This is a genomic window from Agarivorans litoreus, from assembly GCF_019649015.1.
In the GTDB taxonomy this organism is placed as follows: Bacteria; Pseudomonadota; Gammaproteobacteria; order Enterobacterales; family Celerinatantimonadaceae; genus Agarivorans; species Agarivorans litoreus.
Window position 1 is genome coordinate 2,562,374 of record NZ_BLPI01000001.1, and the last position, 19,036, is coordinate 2,581,409.

The window sequence follows — 19,036 nt, forward strand, 5'->3', positions numbered from 1 at the left end:
AAAATGATGATTTTGGGATATTGTATTGCAGAAAATGAAATAGTGAATTCCTGCATTAGTTAAGGAGTATGCCGTGGATGTTCGAAGCGTAGAGCTGTTTTTGCATTTAAGCCACAGCTTGCACTTTGCTAAAACTAGCCAGTCTATGCATGTGAGTGCGTCAACTTTAAGCCGAGTAATTCAGCGGCTTGAGGATGAGCTAGGCAGTGCCTTGTTTACTCGCGATAAACGTAGCGTGCACCTCACGCAAGCGGGGCAGCGCTTTCGTAGCTTTGCCGAAAATTGGTTAGAGCAATGGCGTATGTTGCAAATGGATTTGTCTTTGCAGTCTAGCGAGTTGGCTGGTGAACTCACCTTATATTGCTCGGTTACTGCCAGTTATAGCCACTTGCCAGACATTTTAGATAAGTACCGTTTATCTTGCCCGAATGCCGACATTAAGTTGGCCACCGGTGATGTAGCTATGGCGGTAGATAAGGTAGCCAATGGTGAGGTCGATATTGCAATTGCGGCGCGGCCAGAGCAGTTACCCTTAAACATGGCCTTTGCCAGTATTAGTAAAATTCCTTTATCGATTATTGGCCCTACCGTGTCGTGTAATGTGCGTAAGTTGTTAGAGCGTAACCCTATTCCTTGGGATCAGGTCCCCTTTATTTTGCCGGAGCATGGCCCAGCGCGAGCGCGTATTGATCATTGGTTTAAAGCGATGCGTATTACCCCTAATGTGTATGCCAAGGTTGCTGGTCATGAAGCGATTGTGAGCATGGTGGCCTTGGGCAGTGGAGTGGGTATTGCGCCAGAGGTAGTGGTAGATAACAGCCCAGTTCGCGAGCGTATTCAAAGTATTGCTGTAGGGGTGGAGCTTGAACCTTTTGATTTGGGGATCTGTATGTTATCAAGAAGGTTGCACGAACCGCTGATGCAGCGATTTTGGCAAATAGCCGCACGAAATTAAGGTAGTAGCAATGACTCCCGCAGTACAACAACTTAAAAAAGCTAAACAAGACTTTCAGTTGCTGGAATACAAGAGCGACCCGCAGCAAGCCAATTTTGGCCAAGCCAGCGCTGAAAAATTGGGTTTAGCCGAAGAGCTGGTATTTAAAACCTTAGTGGCCTGTGACGACAGTAACCCCAAAAACATGGTGGTGGCGATAGTTCCGGTAAGTGGCCAACTTGATCTAAAGGCGCTGGCGAAAGCGGCTAGCATTAAGAAGATGCGCATGGCAGAAGTGCCAATTGCCGAGCGGACCACGGGTTACGTTAAAGGAGGCATTAGCCCCTTTGGTCAAAAAAAGCGATTGCCTACGTTTATTGATAGTAGTGCCGAGCAATTTGCTGAAGTAGTGGTCAGTGCTGGTAAACGAGGATTGTCTTTGCAACTTAAAGCCAGTGTGTTGCAAACTGTGTTGGGAGCGCAGTTTGCTAAACTTAGCCAATAACAGGCGATATGACTATATAAGGGTTTGGATGCGGCTACTGTGTTGCTTACTGTTAATTGTGAATTGGAATGTGTTAGCCACAGAGCTTGCACCTGCCAAGTTTTCAACCAGCATGGTGAAGCCTTGGGGTTTTAAAAACGCTGAGTTGCATGAACAGGGTTTATTGGTTCAATTTACGCGCGCACTTACTGCCGAAGCTAGGCTTTCTTTTAGTAATGAAATGCGCCCTTACCCAAGAGTGATCAAGGAAATTAAATCTGGCACTGCTGATTTTGCGGTAATGTTTGCTAGCCCTAAGGCTGAGCAGATAGCCGTGGATTTGGGCAAGGTGGTCACGGTTAAAGTGGTTGCTATTGCCAATGCGGGAGGGCAGCCGATAGATAGCATTGATAAGTTAAAAGGGAAAAGAGTTGGAGTGATTCGTGGTTCAGCCTATGGCCCAGATATTGACGATAACCCAGATATTGAAAGGGTTAGCTTTAATGATACCGCCCAAGGCATTCAAATGTTGCTGCTAGAGCGTATAGATGTGATGGTTGCCACTAATTATGCGATTAACTACGCCCTGCATGAATTACATATTGAGCCGGAGCGCATAACACCTATTTATCATTTAGCTACGCGTTATGGGCATTTGTATTGGTCGCGCTCGTCCGTGCAAAAGGAGCAAGCAAAGCGCTTAAGACAAGCGTTAGTTAGCTTAAGGGAAGGAGGGGTGTTAGATAACATTTTTGCTCTAGACGGTACGTTGGCTAATTACCACTAAGTACTATTTTGTTCCGCTTGAGCCAATAAAATAGCTTCTATACAATGAGGCCAAATAAAGGAGATAACCATGATTAACCCGGCCAAGATAGAAGAGATTGCTAAACAAGTTAGCGATATGGTACCGCCAGGATTGAAAAATGCGGGCGATGAGTTTGAGCGTAAAATAAAGCAAGTCATTCAGGCAAAGTTGAATCAACTTGATGTGGTTAATCGCGAAGACTTCGATGTACAAACTCAAGTGCTATTGCGCACTCGTGAAAAACTGACTGCCTTAGAGCAAAAAGTCGCGGAATTAGAAGAAAAACTAAGCGTAAACACTAAATAATAATTCTATTAACTTATTGATAAAGCAGAACTATTAGTTCTGCTTTTTTTGTTTCTTGATTTTGTTTTGAGCTTATGAAAATTATTTCACACTATGAAAGTTGCGAAATATACCCTTCGAATACTGTGATTTTTAGTAAATGCATTGTGAATTTATATTCCTACATTATTCAGGGTTTTTGATGATTAAATATCAATATGGTTAATGATTTCACACATTTGTTAAATAAAAAATTTTTTTAAAACAATGCGTTATGTTTCCGATGGTGGTTTTGACATTTGTTTCATTGTTTTCAGGTTTTTGTTGATGTACTCATTGATATTGAATTTTGTGCCGTGTTAGCGCTTACATTGTGATCATTATCGTTTTTTTAGCTGCTGGCCAACCCTAGGATAATTTCTATGGGCACAAGGAATACAGACCTGTTGCCTTAGCAAATTCACAGGGAGATGAGCATGAGTAAAAACGCAATTTTTAAAATCACGATGTTGGCTGGCGCAGTAGCACTAGCAGGTTGTACCGATACCATTGAGCCACCAGTAGAGCCACCAGTAGAGCCACCAGTGGGTGACGAACTTGTTATTATTTCTGATGGTAATCCTGCAGAAGGCTTGAGCGTTATTATTGGCTCAAACACCGATAGTTATGCTCGTACAGTGTTAACACGGGGCACAGCAAATACTGACATGGCCGCAATTAAAGCCGCACCTACCACTAACCCTGCTGATAGCTCGTATGCTTGGGACATTGATACTGTAGCTGCAGCTAACCCTGCTGGTAGTGAAGTTTATTTTGTTGTGGGTAGCGACGCTGCCGAGATGGATTTGACCGAATATGCAGCAGGCTTATTAACATTTGATTTGTCTGTAATTGTCGCGGGTGATCCAAGTTCTACTGGCCACCAACTTATTATGCAAAGTCAGCTTGGCGATAATAGTACTGGTTACTTAAATCGTACTGTGAAATATTTTAACCAATCAGACCTTGCTGCAATAGAATCTGCTGGCTTTAACACAATCGCAGTGCCAATGAGCTGCTTCCAAGCAAGCGACACTTTTGATATCGCCAAAGTAGACGACTTGTTCCGATTTGATATTCGTAACAATGATTCAGTTACTTATGAAATAGGTAAAGTCGCTTTGAGTAAATCAGCTACTGCGCCAGAGGGTGCCGTTGTGTGGGATTGTGAATAGTATCAGCTAGATTGAACGCGCACAGTAGCATTACCGTGCGCGTTTTATGGATATATGGCTCATAAGGAATATGAAAATGAAAGGTTTTTATGTTTTTTTTACTGCCGTTGCAAGTTGTTTTCTAGCGGCCTGTGCCAGCACCGAAAGCTCTGATAGCACCGGCAAAAATGATCAGTTCGCAATTCCAATGATGGTCACCTACACCCTTAACAACGGCAAAGGCTGGGAAAAAGTGAGCGCAGGCTTACAAGGCTGGGGAGATGGTGTTGCAGATTTCAGTTTAGCGAATGAACAGGCCAATATTAAAATCAAAAAGAAAGCCAGTAACCCTTGGCATGTCCAATTAAAGCGCCCAGTTGCTTTATTGGAAGATATGAAATACGAATTAAGTGTTGAGGCTTCGGCCAGCGAACCAAGCAATATGGTGATTGCTGTTCAGCAAAACTACGGTGAATACATAACCTATTTTTACCGTACCGAATTAGTTGGTACTGAAAGCAAACTCTACACTTATGAATTCACCATGCCTAGTGATGAAAGGAAGGGAACGTTCTCTATTATGTTTGGCGAAGGCGACTCGGGAGTTAGCTACAGCCTTAGTGACATTAAATTGAATTCCACCTATTAGTCATTTTTTAATTAGACAGCGTTAACAGTAAAGGAATAAACCATGACATTACTTAAATCCTTAGCCCTAGCAGCCGGATTATTCACCCTTGCAACAGGTGTAACAGCAGCAAGCCTAGATATTAATTTGGACAGTGGGAATAGATGGGACCAAGTTAATGCGGGTGATGATGGGTGGGGTGATGGCTCTGGCAGTTTTAGTTTTAATGGTGAAACCGCTACGGTAACCGTTAATGATAAAGCCAGTAACCCTTGGCATATTCAGCTTAAGCGTCCAAGAGTAAAGTTGGAAAAAGGCCAAACATACAATATTACTGCTGAAGTAACCGCTACTGAGAAAAGCCCATTAACTATTATTGTGCAAAAAGACTCCGGTGATTATGCCACTTACTATGCTGAAGAGTTATCAGTAAATCCAAGTGCGCAAACGTTCAATTTAAGTTTTAAAGCGCCAGCAAGTGACTCCAAGGCAGCCTTTGCATTTTTTGTTGGTGGCGGTAAACCTGGTGTGACTTATAGCTTTAAAAATATTCGCCTAAAGAGTGCGGATTAAGATTTAACATCACTGCAGGCACCTTGCTAATAATCCCAAAAGCAAACTCCGACAACTTAGGTAATAGCTGATTTAGCAACAGCTATTACTTAGCCTGTAATTTAGTGTCCTCCCCGCATCTTTTGCGGGTTTTTTTTCTCTATTTAAGCTCTTAACTTGGTTAAAATACCAGGGCAAGCGCATGAATGTTTTTTGACCGATTGTCTGCGTCGAAACTTAGCTATCAGCCATTGCTGAGAACCCGGCGACCAACACCTTCTCGAGGTTTTCAGTTTTCATCCAGCAGCGCTTCTGCTTCGTCGGAATACTGGCCTTAGTCGGCTCAGAGCGCAGCATGTTCAATGACATATGGCGCAGACAAGCTAGGTTTTCCGCTGCGTTCTTTTTAAATATCTGACAGGCGTCTTCCTGCAAACTGACATCGAGCACCCAGTGCATCGCTTCAATGGCCCAATGCTCGCGAACAGCAGTGGCAATTTGCGTCGCTGTCATCTCTTTAGAACTGATGTAGTAACGGTACTCAAGGCTGGTCGGTTTGCCTTTTTCGGTGCGATAGCTCTCAACCATAGCAATGGTATTCAGGCTGCACCAGTTACTGAAATCGCCTTCCAGCGCATCTGCTCTGAGTACGTGGCTGATTCGGGATTCTATCCGTCCCCGACCTGTTTCAGTCTGAAGCTCTTGTGCGTCAGGTGATTGCCCGCGCTGCTTACTGAATGCTGCCTGTACCGCTTTTGCCAGGTTGCTCTGATTGCCCTTTACCGCCAGCAGGTAGTGACCACCTTGCTTAACAATGGCTTTAGCGATCTTGGTCTGGCATGCCATGGCATCAATGGTGACCAGTGCGCCACGCAGCTCAAGCATCTTTATCAGTTCCGGGATTGCGATGATTTCGTTGCTCTTGCTGTCGGTTTTTAGCTGTCCGAGAACCAACTTATTGGCTGACGCATAAGCGCTGACCATGTGGATGGCGCTACTGCGTTCGTCGCGATTGTAGGAGCCTCGGAGCGTTTTGCCATCGATAGCAACAACGTTGCCTTCAGTTAGTTCATGTACCGCTTTCATCCACACCAGAAAGCTCTCTCTGAACTGTTCAGGTTCAACGCTTGAGATGATCCGGGCAAAGGTGTCATCGACAGGAACACCGAGTTTAAAAAGCCCGTGGTCCCTAAACCAGTCGTGGTGGCCAAGCACGTATTCACGAATATCGTGCCAGCCTTTTGCGCCGGAAATCACCGCACACAAGGTACCAAACAACACATCGAACAGCGGGTGACGCACCTTGGCTCCTTGGCGAGGGTCTTCGACGGGCTTAAAGTGTTCCTGAAACGATTTGATGTGCATGGTGAGGGCTCCCAAAAAGAGAGCATATGATCACAGACGGCGATCGGCGTCAAATCAAAGGGCGAAAGCGTTCATGATCTCGCCCTGGTTAAAATACTCGATAACTGCATTAGAATTTTTGATTGTAGAGTAACTACTTATCGAAAAATCCTGGCTTATTCTCGAGCATTTTCCTGTGTTATTTCTGATCACTTACTTAGTGTGGTTGGTATAAGAGACCTTTCTTGCCAGCGTGCTGATTCGATGGTTCTTTTCCCCCTGTGAAGTTAATGCTCCTATGGTGTTTGATATACCACATGGATTTACGTTTTTTTACTCTGCTATTTCCTAATGTCATAAAGCCTCGGCTTTTTATGACAGGCCTCAAATCTTGTTGTTTATTTCTTTGAATCACTTATCTAGCTTGGGTAGATTAAACTTCATGAAAGCGCTTACACTGTTTTCACTTTGTTGGCGCTAGCAGTTTTAATAGTCTTGGTCGCTAAAATGCTCGGATTTCGCTAATTATGTAAAGTAATTGGTGTAATTTAGCTTGCCAGCGCCTTTATTCCTTGGGAGTTATTATGGAACAAAATCAGCAGTTTTTTCATGCACATCACTCGCCTATGGGCGCATTAGCGAGTTTTACAATAGGGGAGTTTGGCGAGCATGGAGGAATGGGGCTGGAGTTAGGTGCGCCCTTTGCCGGTAACGTATATGTGGGTTATCAAGATGGTGAAGGCGTAGTTAATGCGTTTCCATTTTATAAAGGCGCCAACGACCAAAGCGAGCGTTATGTACAAAAAGACGACACTTCCAGCTTAACTGAGCGCTTATTTGATGATATCCAGCGTGATTATGCTTGGGGCAGTGATACTTTTGCCGCACCGGGTATTTCTTTTAAGGTGTTGAGTCCGTTTTTTGAAGTGCCTGATCCTAGCTTGGCAGAACACAAAAAGCTTAAGCAAGCTAGCTGTCCTGCGGTATATGTGGAGCTTAGTTTTAATAATACTTCCGATAAAGACTGGACCGGTTTTTTTGCCCTGCAAGGTGACGAGTTACGCTGGAACAAGCTAGTAGATGGCGATGACAATGGCATGATTGGGGTAACCTGCCGTGACAGCATAGGTATTGCCACGCAAAGCTCGGGCGCACGTGCTTTTAGCCACTTTTCAGTGCAAAGTGCCTTGAGCAAAATCGGAAATAATGACTGCTTTATGTTAGGCCCCACTGCGGGGGTAATGATTGACGTGAAAGCCGGTGAAACAGTTACGCTGCGTTTAGCGCTAGGTTTTTACTTGGGTGGAAATGTTACTTTTAACCGTGCAATGCAATATTACTACACCCAGCATTTTACTGGCTTAACCGATGTGCTTGCTTACGGCCTAGAGCACTTTGACAGTTATGCAGCGATAGCTGAAGCCTCAGACAAGCAGCTACGTGCTAGTAAGCTTAATAGTCATCAGCAGTTCTTGTTAGCGCATGCTACTCGCAGTTATTACGGTTCTACCCAGTGGTTATTTGATGGAACAGAGTCTGTGTGGGTAGTGAATGAAGGCGAGTATTTAATGATGAACACCCTCGACCTTACTGTTGATATGCTGTTTTTTGAGATGCAGCAAAACCCGTGGACGGTGAAAAACACCCTAGAGCAATTCCTCAAGCAATATAGTTTCTATGACGAAATCTTTGACCCAGCTAATCCGGAGCAGAACTATAAAGGTGGTATCTCATTTACGCATGATATGGGTGTATCGAATAACTGGAGTCCAAAAGGTCAAAGTTCTTACGAGGTTGCCGGTTTAGATCGTTTGTGCTTTAGCCACATGACTTACGAGCAGTTAACTAACTGGGTATTGTGTTGTGGTGTTTATATTAGTAAAACCAATGACCAAGGCTTTGCCACCGAGCAGCGCGGTACTTTAATCGATTGTTTGCAGTCTTTGCTTAATCGCGACCACCCTGATGCTGAATTACGTGACGGTATCATGAGCTTTGAGTCGGCTCGCACCGAGCAAGGCGGCGAGATTACCACCTACGATTCACTTGATCACAGTTTAGGCCAAGCGCGTGGCAATATTTACCTAGCAGGTAAGAGCTGGGCGGCCTATTTAGCCATAGCTAAGGTGTTGCAAGATCTGGGTGAAAGCGAGCAAGCAGAGACCGCCCTAGCTGCGGCTAAACGTTGCGCCGATAAGTTAAGCAACAGCTTTGATACGCAACTCGGCTATATACCTGCAGTGCTGGATGGCCACTCTACCAGCGCGATTATTCCAGCTATTGAAGCCTTAGTTTACCCTTATGAAATGGGCTTGCTAGAGGCTGTGTCAGAACAAGGCCCTTATGGGGAATACATTAAAGTACTTAAAACGCATCTAAAATATATATTAAACGATGAGCATTGCTTGTACCCTGATGGCGCATGGAAGCTCTCATCTACCGCCGATAACTCTTGGGTTAGTAAAATTTATTTAAACCAATACGTTGCGCGTAAAGTATTAAACATAGACCTAGCCAATAGCATAGAGGCCGATGCCGCTCATCAACGTTGGCAAACATTAGGTGCAAGCAAGCATGCATGTTGTGATCAGTTTAGCTCGGGCAAACCTATTGGTAGTTTGTATTATCCGCGCTGTGTGACCAACATCTTGTGGTTGAACGAATAGTTAGTACCACCGCAAATTTTCTTGGCTTAGCGCTAGCCGCTAAGCCAAGTTGTAGGTACTAATACTCTTATACTGGTATTGGCGGCTAGTGGGGAGCAAAGGAGCCTTAAAATGCGTAACAATAACGCTGTACTGTTATTACTGGATGTTAAACATCCCTATGACCGAGAAATATTGCAGGGCATTACGCATAATCCTAGTCCTATGGCTCGTTGGATGCAGCCAGAAGTAATGACTATTTCAGAAGCCAACTTAGTGAAGCTTGATCGCTTTTGTGGGGTGATTGCCGATTTTGATAAGCCCGGTGTAGCCGCCTTCTGTGAAAAACTTTCACTGCCCTTAGTGGCTATCTCTGGTTCGCGTTTAAGCCTTCCCTCACAAGCTCACTTAGCCAGAGTGAGCCCCGATAGCTTCGCCATTGTCGAGTTAATCGTACAATCGTTTTTAGCGAAAGGTATTCGCCGAGTTGGCTTCTTTAGCGGGGTGCCAGCATTTACTGCACCATGGGTAAAAGAGCGTAAATTTGCTCTCGCTAAAATCGCCCTTAAATACCGCCTTGAATACGTAGAGTTAACGGTACCTGAATTGGTGAAGCCAGAGAGTACAGTGGGTGTGGTAGCCGCATCTGATACTCAGGCCAGGCAGTTTGCCAGCCTATGCAATGATCAAAACATCAGTGTACCCGAGCACTATTCATTAATTGGTATTGATGCTGACCCTACTGAAAGCGCTTTATCACCTATCTCTTTGTGCTCTGCGGTATTGCCTATCCGGCAAATTGGTGAACAGGCCTTAGCGGTGCTGCAAGAACAAATCGAAGGTAAGCCAGCACGTGAAGTATTGGTGCCCGCTACTGAGTTAGTGAGTGGCGCTTCTGCTGATAATGCTACTCAAATGGATCCATTGATCACTAAGGCACTATTTTTTTTGAATAGCAATTTTCATCGACGGATCAAAGTAGAGCAAGTTGTCGACTATTGTGCGGTATCTCGCAAAACTCTTGAAACACGATTCAAGCAAGTTCTTGGTAAAACGGTACACCAGCAGTTACATCAAGTACGTATGGAATTTGCTAAGCAGCAGCTGACTTCAACCACTTCTTCGGTGGATGCCATCGCCGATGCCGCAGGATTCTCTAATCAGCACTATTTATACTATTTGTTTCGGCAGGAGATGGAGATGACTCCTAACCAATACAGACAAAAGTTTGCGTGAACCCCCTCTGACGTAGTCTTTCACACTATGAAAGCCTTTCTTAAGGCATATAAATGAGTTTTCTTTGGTCGCTTTATCGCGCAAAGACAGCGGTTTTAGCCAGTAAATATTATGTTTTATAGTTTAATTGTTGCTATTTGTCATGATACTGGCTTTTTTTATGACAGGCCTCAAATCTTAACCTTTATTCGTTTGAAGACCTTTTCAGGCTTAGCTAAAGTTGATTCCAAGAAAGCGCTTACATGGGATTTGAAACGGAGCGAATCTGTTGGCTCATATTAACGCCTCTCCACATTAAAACTTATGGAAATGAAACATCATGGCAGCAGTTACATTTAATAATTTGAAAAAACGTTTTGGTAAAACGGAAGTAGTGAAAAGCTTCGACTTGCACATTAATGATGGCGAGTTTGTGGTTTTGCTTGGCCCTTCTGGTTGCGGTAAATCAACAACGCTAAGAATGCTGGCTGGCTTGGAGGATATTTCAGAAGGTGAAATTTTCATCGCTGATGAATTAGTTAATGACCTACACCCAATGGAACGTAACATCGCCATGGTGTTCCAAAGCTATGCCTTATACCCACACATGAGCGTTGAGCAAAACATTGCCTTTGGTTTGAAAATGACCGGCGTAGCAAAAGATGAGATTGCTAAGCGTGTTAAATACGCGGCAGACATGTTGGAGCTAACACCGCTACTACAACGTAAACCTAAAGAGTTATCCGGTGGTCAGCGTCAACGTGTGGCAATGGGCCGCGCAATGGTACGTACACCAGAAGTATTCTTGTTTGATGAGCCTTTATCTAACTTAGACGCCAAACTTCGTGGCTCTATGCGTGCTGAGATTAAAACCCTGCACGACAAGCTAGGCACGACTACCCTCTATGTAACCCACGATCAAGTTGAAGCGATGACTTTGGCCGACCGTATCGTGATTCTTAAAGACGGTTACATTGAACAAGTGGGTACACCAAAACAAATCTTTGAAGAGCCAGCTAACAAATTTGTGGCTTCATTCATTGGTGCCCCAGAAATGAATATGATCCCAGCAACCATCAAGAAGGCTGGCACAGTATCAAGCTTGGTATTCTCTGACCAACACATCGACTTACCAGCGATGTACAGCGAAGACAACCAAGTATGTACCTTGGGCATTCGTCCAAGTGACCTGTATCTACATCAACGTTCTATTGAATCAGAAACCATTGGTAGCGTGAAAGCTGATGTTATCGGCGTCGAGCTTTTAGGTGCTACCTACCACGTGCAATGTGAGCTAGATGGTGCACGCTTTATTGCTGAAGTGGCAATTGCTGACGATGTAAACGCTGATATGGACGATAAAGTGGAGTTGTTCTTCGATATTTCGCGGATCCACTTGTTTAGTAATGAAACCGGAAAGGCAATCTTGCCAAAAATGAACTAGTTACTCCCAGCGCTTGAAAAAGCGTAGGCGCACTAGCCAATTGCGACATTGAATAATAATAAAGTTCATGTACTTAGGAGAATAGGATGTTTAATAAAAAGAAACTTGGAACAGTAGCGTTAGCCCTAGGCACTACGCTGGCGTTAACTGCAACGTCAGCATGGGCAAAAACTACCTTAACAGTTGCTTCATTCCCAAGCTTTGACCAAGCGGTAAACTCTGCAATTCCGCTATACAAAAAGCTTCACCCAGAAGTAGAAATCAAATTAGTATCACTTGCTTATGGTGACCACCACAATGCAATGACCACTGCTCTAGCCACTGGCGGTAACCTGCCTGACGTAATGGGTATTGAATATGGTTACATTGGCCGCTTTGCAGCTTCTGGTGGCTTGGAAGATCTACGTGCAGCGCCTTACAGCGCCGAGCAATACGAAAAACTATTCTCTAAATTTACTATTCCTTTAGCTACCGGTGGTAGTGGTACCTTAGCTGCAATGCCTGCGGACATCGGTCCTGGTGCGTTGTTCTACCGTGAAGACATCTTGGAAAAAGCGGGTGTGACTCACGCAGAGTTAACTAAGGACTGGGATTCTTACATTGCTGCGGGTAAAAAAATTAAAGAAGCGACAGGTTCTTACCTTGTTTCAAGTGCAACAGATATTAAAGACATTGTAATCCGTAGTGGATTAAAAGATGGCCAAGGTATCTATTTTGATGCAGACAACACGATTACTGTTGAGTCTGACCGCTTTAAAGAAGCGTTCCGTTTAGCTAAAGCAGTTCGTGAAGCGGGTATCGATGCTCAAGTGGGTGCATGGAGCTCAGAGTGGACCGAAGGTCTACGTCGCGGCACTATCGCTTCTCAAATGATGGGTGCTTGGTTAGGTGGCCACTTAAATGGTTGGATTGCCCCAGACAGTAAAGGTCTATGGCGTTCATCTCAACTACCTGCTGGCGCATACGCAAGCTGGGGTGGTTCGTTCTACGCTATTCCTAAGAAAGCTAAAAACAAAGAAGCGGCTTGGGAATTCATTAAATTCATGACTATGAACAAAGAAATGCAAATTGCTGCATTCCGTGACTTAGACGCTTTCCCTGCTCTTGTTGAAGCGCAAAACGATGATTTTGTTAATCAACCAATTGAGTACTTAGGTGGCCAAGTTGCACGTGTTCAGTGGAAAGAAGCTGCTGACCGTATTCCAGCAATGGACGTACACAAGCATGATCCAGTTGCAGAGCAAATCATCAATGATGCTCTAGAAGCTGTACTTGAGCGTGACGCTGACATTGACACTGTGTTAGCTGACGCTGCAAAACAAATCAAACGTCGCGCTAGACGTTAATATTAACACTGAGGGAGCTGGCCTCCCTCTCTTTCTTTTTGTCGGGAGTTAAAGATGTCTTCTGTCGAGTCTGCCGTAAGACCACCAGTAGTTAAAATTAGAAAGCGGACCCTAAAGCAGCGACTAAATGCTAGTGGCTATAAGTGGGCTCCTTACTTATTTGTCAGTCCATTTTTTGTTATTTTTGCTGTGTTTGGGTTATTTCCCTTACTGTTTTCTTTATTTCTATCGTTTCATTACTGGGAGCCGGCAGCTGGTTTAGGTGCTATGGAATGGGTAGGTATCGAGAACTTTACCTTTACCTTAACCGATGGTTGGTTCCAAACGTCTGTTTATAACACTATTTGGATAGCCTTGGCTGCGGGTATCCCCCAGCACGTTGTTGCTATTCCATTGGCTTATTTTTTACATACCAGCTTTAAACGCAGCCGTAATACGGTAGTGGGTATGTACTTCTTGCCTTTCATTACCTCGTCGGTAGCGATTTCCTTGGTATTTACTACCTTGTTCTCGCGTGACTTCGGCATGATTAACATGCTGTTCACTTCAGCAGGTAACTGGACAGTAGGCGACATTCAACCTTTGGCTTGGTTATTCCCGACGGCCAATATTGATTGGAACCGTCCTGAATATACTAAAACGATGATTGCTTTCGTAGTGTTCTGGCGCTATGTGGGGTGGAACACCGTATTGTACTTATCTGCAATGCAAACCATTCCAAAAGATTTATATGAAGCGGCCACTGTGGATGGCGCTAAACGTTGGCAACAATTCTGGTACATCACTGTGCCTATGCTTAAGCCGATGATGTTCTTCGCGGTAACCTTAACCATTATTGGTAACCTGCAGTTGTTTGAAGAACCGTTCATTATTACCGGTGGTACGGGTGGTATTGAGCAAGCAGGTAAAACTGCCGCAATGCACATGTACATTACCGCATTCGTAGAGGGTGACTTTGGTACTGCATCAGCTATCTCTTGGATTCTGTTTGCTCTGATTGCCTTCCTCACCTGGGGTAACAATAAATTGCTCGGTGAGAAGAAGTAGGACCGAATTATGAATAAATTAACTAAAAGCCATATTATTGCTTATTTCATCGTGGGGATGGGCTCAATCATCATGTTGGCCCCGTTCTACTTCATGTTTGTATTTGCAACGCATACCAACTCATCGATTTTGTCGGTGCCACCCCCAGTGTGGTTTGGTGGAGAGTTCATTAACAACGTGGGTATTTTGTTAGACGCATTGCCGTACTTTTGGCACAACATTGGTTTGAGTTTCTACGTAGCCTTAATTACTACAATACTGAACTTATTCTTCTGTTCGTTGGCGGGTTATGCATTTGCCATGTTTGAGTTCAAAGGCCGTAACTTAATGTTCATTTTGATTATGGGCACCATGTTATTACCTCCATTCTTGGGCATGATTCCAACCGCGTTGATCATGTCTAAGCTGGAATGGATGAACCAACCACGTGCGCTTTACATTCCAATGGCTTGTGGTGCAATGGGTATCTTTATGATGCGTCAGTTCATCTCAAGTGCGATTCCAAAAGAGCTAATTGAAGCGGCTCGTATGGATGGTTGTAACGAGTTTGCTATTTACTGGCGTGTAGTGGTTCCACTTATTACACCTGCCTTTGGTACGCTTGGTCTTATTACCTTTATTGGTCAGTGGAACAACTTCATGGGCCCATTGGTTGTAATGAATGACATGAAGATGTTTACCGTGCCGCTAGCACTACGTGCGCTGCAAGGTACAGGTCAGGTACCGTGGGGGGCAATTTGTGCCGGTGCCGCCATTGCGGTAGTACCATTAATGATCTTGTTTGTGATGACTTCTCGTAAGTTGATCGACGGCCTAACAGCAGGTGCTGTGAAAGGTTAAACAAATTTTAAGTAATAATGAAAGCCAGCTTGTTAGCTGGCTTTTTTGTTTCATCTTTTGCGGCTTATTTTTTCACAATGCTCACGATATAGAGCAATATCACTGCGCCCACTACTGCGGTAATCAGCGAACCCAACATACTGGTACTGCCAAAGCCCAGTAATCCAAAGACAAAGCCTCCAATTACCGAACCAACAATACCCACCACAATATTACCTACAATACCAAAGCCGCCGCCTTTCATAATATTGCCAGCTAACCAACCCGCTACCGCGCCAATCAGTAACCAAATAATGATGCCCATAATGATCCTTAGTTTGTTGTGAAAGTTTGCTTGTTGCAGCCAACAATAAAGAGTAACCATGCTGCAATCACTACGCTTAAGTGTAGTCAAAACAACAGCGCCTGTAGTTTGATTTTTAACCACGCTTTTTGCTTTCTATTCATCTGCTTGCGTATTAATCTGAGTTGTACTAAGTACCCCATTTGGAATGCCCAATGAGTCAACAGCCTTACTTAATTGAAACCGAGTTAGCCAGTAAAGATGTATTGCTTAGCCCTTTATTGCCAAGCCATCGTGATGCCTTACTCAGCGCCGAAGCCGATGGCAATTTGAGTGAGTTGTGGTATACCAGCGTGCCTAACGCCAGCAATATAGATGCGTATTTAGATAATGCTTTGTTGCAAAAGCAGCAAGGTGTGGCTTTGCCCTTTGTAGTGCTGGATAAACCCTCAAATAAATTGATTGGTGCAACCCGTTTTTGCAATGCCGATGTGGTGAATAAACGCTTGGAAATTGGCTATACCTGGTACGCTAAAAGTTACCAGCGCTCGGCGGTGAATACCCAATGTAAGTTGCTGCTGTTAGGCTACGCGTTTGAGCAGCTAGATTCGATTGCAGTAGAATTTAGAACCCACTGGCATAACCAAGTATCGCGCGCCGCGATTGCCCGTTTAGGTGCCAAGCAAGATGGCGTTTTGCGTAATCATAGTGTGGATGATCAAGGGTGTTATCGTGACACGGTGGTGTTTTCAATCACTAATCATGAGTGGCCCACGGTGAAGCGGAGCTTACAACACAAGCTAGCGTGCTATTCGCCAAGGGCTTAAGCCAGCAGGAGTGAAATGCTGAAAGACTTTTTACAGAGGCTATCGATTAACCGCTTTAAGCAATGTGTCTAGCCAGCTGCTTGTTTGCCTATAAGCGCTACTGATATCTTCGGTATCGTTAATTGGAGCTATTTTGTTTTGCTGAGGGTGACTGTGATATTGATGATTTAATCGTCGATTACTTGATTGCAAGCATTGTGGTTTAGCTCATTAATTGTTGAGATTGATGAGGTGAAGCCTTGCTTCGCTGCTTCTTTCCCAATGCCTTCTGCAATTTTAGAAATGGTATGTAAGGAGGTACTAACTGAGATAGATGTTAAGGTGGAAGGTTTGCAACCAGCTAATTGTTGAGTGCTGCTATTTGGCAAGTCTTCAGAGTTTGTAATTGCTTTCTCAAATTTAATCCATGTCTTTTCAGCAACCTTGGCTGTCTTTGTCACCACTTGTACGCCCTATTTTTCGTTACTCCTGCTACTTTGGCTACGTTTCTTAAGGCTGTTGATGTTTAATTCACAGGTATCGTGAAAGCTATTATCTTATTGAAAATATGATGAATACCCCAAGCTCCTTCTATGATAGAAAGTGTAGGTTTGTATGAAAATGTGAACTGTTTCAGTTGGTTTTGGCGATGGTAATCTACGATTTATTGCTGCAGTGAAGTCATAAAAAATTAGGCTTGCATAAAAAAACTAAAATTAGCGCTTTTCATGCGCTCTAGAATGCCTATTATGGGAGTTTTTTAGAGCACTCTCGGGAACGCAACATGACGCAATGGACACCCTCAAGCTGGAGAGACAAACCAGTAAAACAATTACCCACTTACCCTGATCAAGAAAAGCTTCAACAAACCGAGAAGTATTTGGCTGGTCAGCCGCCGCTAGTTTTTGCTGGTGAAGCGCGCGCTTTACGTGAAGACTTAGCCAAAGTAGCCAAGGGTGAAGCATTTTTACTACAAGGTGGTGATTGTGCTGAGAGTTTTGATGAGTTCCGTACCAGTCATATTCGCGATACCTTTAAAGCACTAATGCAAATGGCTGTGGTTTTGACCTTTGGTGGTCAAAAACCGGTGGTTAAAATTGGCCGTATTGCCGGCCAGTTTGCAAAGCCGCGTAGTGAAGACATGGAAACCATTAATGGTGAAAGCTGGCCTTCTTACCGTGGTGACATTATCAACGCCATCGACTTTAACGAGAAAAGTCGTGTGCCTGATCCGCAGCGTATGATCGACGCTTACAACCAATCAACTTCAACCTTGAACTTGTTACGTGCCTTTGCTCAAGGTGGTTTAGCTGATTTAAACCAAGTACATAAATGGAACTTGGACTTCATTAAGAAAAGCCCACTAGGTGAGCGTTATGAAGCATTAGCTAGCAGCATTGAAGAGTCACTGGCCTTTATGAGCGCCTGTGGTATTAACCCAGCTACTGCGCCGCAGTTGCGTGAAACCAACTTGTACACTTCACACGAAGCTTTGTTGCTTCCTTACGAGCAAGCTTTAACACGTTGTGACAGCCTTACTGGTAAGTGGTACGACTGTTCGGCACACATGTTATGGATTGGCGATCGTACTCGTCAAATCGACCATGCTCACATCGAGTTCTTACGTGGCGTAGAAAATGCGATTGGCCTAAAAGCCGGCCCTACTACTGACCCAGAAGAGCTATTACGCATTATCGATATTATTAACCCGAACAACGAAGCGGGTCGTTTGAACTTAATCGTACGTATGGGCGCAGATAAAGTGGCAGACCACTTACCTGCGTTAATTCAAGCGGTTGAGCGCGAAGGTAAAAACGTGGTGTGGAGCTCTGATCCAATGCACGGCAATACCATTAAAGCGCCAAATGGTTACAAAACGCGCCGCGTAGATGACGTACTACGTGAAGTTCAGCAGTTCTTCCAAATTCATAAAGCCGAAGGCACTTACGCGGGTGGTGTTCACTTTGAAATGACTGGCCGCAACGTGACCGAATGTGTCGGTGGCGCTTTCCAGATCACTGAACATGATTTAGCCCAGCGTTACCACACCTACTGTGACCCACGCTTAAATGCAGACCAAGCTTTGGAGTTGGCATTCTTAATTGCGGATCACATTAAAGCCGCTCGCTAAGCTGTTTGCTTACTTGCTAAAAGCCACCCTTGGGTGGCTTTTTTTTTGTTGTTGTGAGCAATTATCGGGTCGCTTGTTATTTTAGTTTGTTGCACACTGCATTTTTGATTTAAGGATTAGGGAAGCTAAATGGAACTAGCCAGTGTTATTCGCTTGTTGTTGCTCTCGGCGATTTGGGGAAGTTCGTTTTTGTTTATGCGCATTGCCGCGCCAGTGCTTGGCCCTGCCATGCTGATTGAGTTGCGGGTGGGTTTTGCGGCCTTGTTTTTATTGGTTGTGGGCTATTTCTTAAAAAAGAAACTGCAGCTTATGCAGCACTGGCGGCACTACTTCATCTTGGGCTTTTTCAACTCCGCCCTGCCATTTTTATTGCTGGCCTATGCCGCGCAAACCTTGTCGGCTTCTTTGTTGTCTATTCTTAATGCCACCGCCCCGATTTGGGGAGCAATAATCTCGGCCCTATGGCTGCGCCAAGCGCTACCGGTGAAAAAGGTCTGTGGCTTACTGATTGGTGTAGTGGGGGTGGCTATTTTAGTGGGGTTTGATAACGCCAGCCTTGAGCCTGGCGCTAAATTGGCCATTGCTGCCTCTATTGGCGCTGCCGTGTGTTATGGCATTGCCAGTAGTTATGCACACTCGGCTAAATCGGTTGAGCCTTTTGCTAATGCCCATGGTGGCATGTGGGCGTCAACCATTTTGGTATTGCCCACTTTGTTGTTTTTTCCGGTCGTTGAAACGCCAAGCAGTTCTTTGTTGTTGTCGGTAGTGTTTTTAGGCGTGGTGTGTAGCGGAGTGGCTTACTTGCTCTACTATCGCCTAATTAGTGATGTTGGTGCATCGTCGGCGTTAACGGTTACTTTCTTAATTCCTATTTTTGGCATTTTCTGGGGCAGTGTGTTTTTGCAAGAAAGCATTGGCTGGAGCACAGTAGTTGGCACCATGGTTATCCTGCTAGGCACCGCTTTAGTCACCGGCTTTTCACCTCGACAAGTGTTTGCCGCGCGTAAATCCAAATTGCGCTAAGTAACAGACCCTAGTAATAAATCAAAGC

At 44.5% G+C, this 19,036-nt stretch carries 19 protein-coding genes; 16 read left to right on the top strand and 3 right to left on the bottom strand.

Annotation, left to right across the window (positions count from 1 at the left end; translation table 11 throughout):
* Nucleotides 1-73: 73 nt before the first annotated feature.
* The 7 genes from ilvY to K5L93_RS11910 all read left to right on the top strand — a co-directional run bounded on the left by ilvY (nt 74) and on the right by K5L93_RS11910 (nt 4,905).
* A complete protein-coding gene (gene ilvY, locus K5L93_RS11880; protein WP_220720040.1) occupies nt 74-955 on the top strand; it encodes an HTH-type transcriptional activator IlvY in 882 nt (293 codons plus the stop codon).
* Nucleotides 956-965: 10 nt separating this feature from the next.
* The gene (gene ybaK / locus K5L93_RS11885; protein ID WP_016401925.1) at nt 966-1,439 is read left to right on the top strand and encodes a Cys-tRNA(Pro) deacylase; all 474 of its coding nucleotides are present in this window, start codon (nt 966-968) and stop codon (nt 1,437-1,439) included.
* A gap of 28 nt (nt 1,440-1,467) precedes the next feature.
* Nucleotides 1,468-2,205: a substrate-binding periplasmic protein gene (locus K5L93_RS11890; protein ID WP_220720041.1), complete on the top strand. Its 738-nt coding sequence runs from the start codon at nt 1,468-1,470 to the stop codon at nt 2,203-2,205.
* 69 nt (nt 2,206-2,274) lie between these two features.
* Nucleotides 2,275-2,532, top strand: coding sequence for a ubiquinone biosynthesis accessory factor UbiK (gene ubiK / locus K5L93_RS11895; RefSeq protein WP_220720042.1), 258 nt, complete (start codon nt 2,275-2,277; stop codon nt 2,530-2,532).
* 455 nt (nt 2,533-2,987) lie between these two features.
* The gene (locus K5L93_RS11900; RefSeq protein ID WP_220720043.1) at nt 2,988-3,725 is read left to right on the top strand and encodes a hypothetical protein; all 738 of its coding nucleotides are present in this window, start codon (nt 2,988-2,990) and stop codon (nt 3,723-3,725) included.
* 76 nt (nt 3,726-3,801) lie between these two features.
* Nucleotides 3,802-4,353, top strand: coding sequence for a carbohydrate binding domain-containing protein (locus tag K5L93_RS11905; protein WP_220720044.1), 552 nt, complete (start codon nt 3,802-3,804; stop codon nt 4,351-4,353).
* 42 nt (nt 4,354-4,395) lie between these two features.
* Nucleotides 4,396-4,905: a carbohydrate binding domain-containing protein gene (locus K5L93_RS11910; RefSeq protein WP_220720045.1), complete on the top strand. Its 510-nt coding sequence runs from the start codon at nt 4,396-4,398 to the stop codon at nt 4,903-4,905.
* A 216-nt stretch (nt 4,906-5,121) separates the two neighbouring features.
* On the opposite strand, the gene K5L93_RS11915 is transcribed toward K5L93_RS11910, so the two are convergent.
* Nucleotides 5,122-6,249 carry an ISAs1 family transposase gene (locus tag K5L93_RS11915; protein ID WP_220718649.1) on the bottom strand — a complete coding sequence of 376 codons (1,128 nt, stop codon included), beginning with the start codon at nt 6,247-6,249 and terminating at the stop codon, nt 5,122-5,124.
* Nucleotides 6,250-6,812: 563 nt separating this feature from the next.
* Between K5L93_RS11915 and K5L93_RS11920 the strand changes: the two genes are divergently transcribed.
* From K5L93_RS11920 to K5L93_RS11945, 6 genes are all read left to right on the top strand, one after another.
* The gene (locus tag K5L93_RS11920) at nt 6,813-8,894 is read left to right on the top strand and encodes a glycoside hydrolase family 52 protein (protein ID WP_220720046.1); all 2,082 of its coding nucleotides are present in this window, start codon (nt 6,813-6,815) and stop codon (nt 8,892-8,894) included.
* Between the two features lie 111 nt (nt 8,895-9,005).
* Entirely contained in the window at nt 9,006-10,109 is a 1,104-nt protein-coding gene (locus K5L93_RS11925; protein ID WP_220720047.1) for a helix-turn-helix domain-containing protein, read from the top strand.
* A 319-nt stretch (nt 10,110-10,428) separates the two neighbouring features.
* Nucleotides 10,429-11,532, top strand: a complete 1,104-nt coding sequence (locus K5L93_RS11930) for an ABC transporter ATP-binding protein (protein WP_220720048.1) — start codon at nt 10,429-10,431, stop codon at nt 11,530-11,532.
* Nucleotides 11,533-11,618: 86 nt separating this feature from the next.
* The gene (locus tag K5L93_RS11935) at nt 11,619-12,878 is read left to right on the top strand and encodes an ABC transporter substrate-binding protein (protein WP_220720049.1); all 1,260 of its coding nucleotides are present in this window, start codon (nt 11,619-11,621) and stop codon (nt 12,876-12,878) included.
* 54 nt (nt 12,879-12,932) lie between these two features.
* Nucleotides 12,933-13,925 (top strand): carbohydrate ABC transporter permease, encoded by a 993-nt coding sequence (locus K5L93_RS11940; protein ID WP_220720050.1) that lies wholly within the window; start codon nt 12,933-12,935, stop codon nt 13,923-13,925.
* A gap of 9 nt (nt 13,926-13,934) precedes the next feature.
* A complete protein-coding gene (locus tag K5L93_RS11945) occupies nt 13,935-14,765 on the top strand; it encodes a carbohydrate ABC transporter permease (protein WP_016401909.1) in 831 nt (276 codons plus the stop codon).
* 64 nt (nt 14,766-14,829) lie between these two features.
* Here K5L93_RS11945 and K5L93_RS11950 read toward each other — a convergent pair whose 3' ends face one another.
* On the bottom strand, nt 14,830-15,069 hold the full coding sequence (locus K5L93_RS11950; RefSeq protein WP_220720051.1) for a GlsB/YeaQ/YmgE family stress response membrane protein: 240 nt from the start codon (nt 15,067-15,069) through the stop codon (nt 14,830-14,832).
* Nucleotides 15,070-15,263: 194 nt separating this feature from the next.
* On the opposite strand from K5L93_RS11950, the gene K5L93_RS11955 reads away from it, so the two are divergent.
* A complete protein-coding gene (locus K5L93_RS11955; RefSeq protein WP_220720052.1) occupies nt 15,264-15,875 on the top strand; it encodes a GNAT family N-acetyltransferase in 612 nt (203 codons plus the stop codon).
* A 167-nt stretch (nt 15,876-16,042) separates the two neighbouring features.
* Here the strand turns inward: K5L93_RS11955 and K5L93_RS11960 are convergent, their stop codons facing one another.
* Entirely contained in the window at nt 16,043-16,318 is a 276-nt protein-coding gene (locus K5L93_RS11960) for a hypothetical protein (RefSeq protein ID WP_220720053.1), read from the bottom strand.
* Between the two features lie 320 nt (nt 16,319-16,638).
* On the opposite strand from K5L93_RS11960, the gene K5L93_RS11965 reads away from it, so the two are divergent.
* Nucleotides 16,639-17,985, top strand: coding sequence for a class II 3-deoxy-7-phosphoheptulonate synthase (locus K5L93_RS11965; RefSeq protein WP_220720054.1), 1,347 nt, complete (start codon nt 16,639-16,641; stop codon nt 17,983-17,985).
* Nucleotides 17,986-18,114: 129 nt separating this feature from the next.
* A complete protein-coding gene (locus tag K5L93_RS11970; RefSeq protein ID WP_220720055.1) occupies nt 18,115-19,008 on the top strand; it encodes a DMT family transporter in 894 nt (297 codons plus the stop codon).
* Nucleotides 19,009-19,036: the final 28 nt, after the last annotated feature.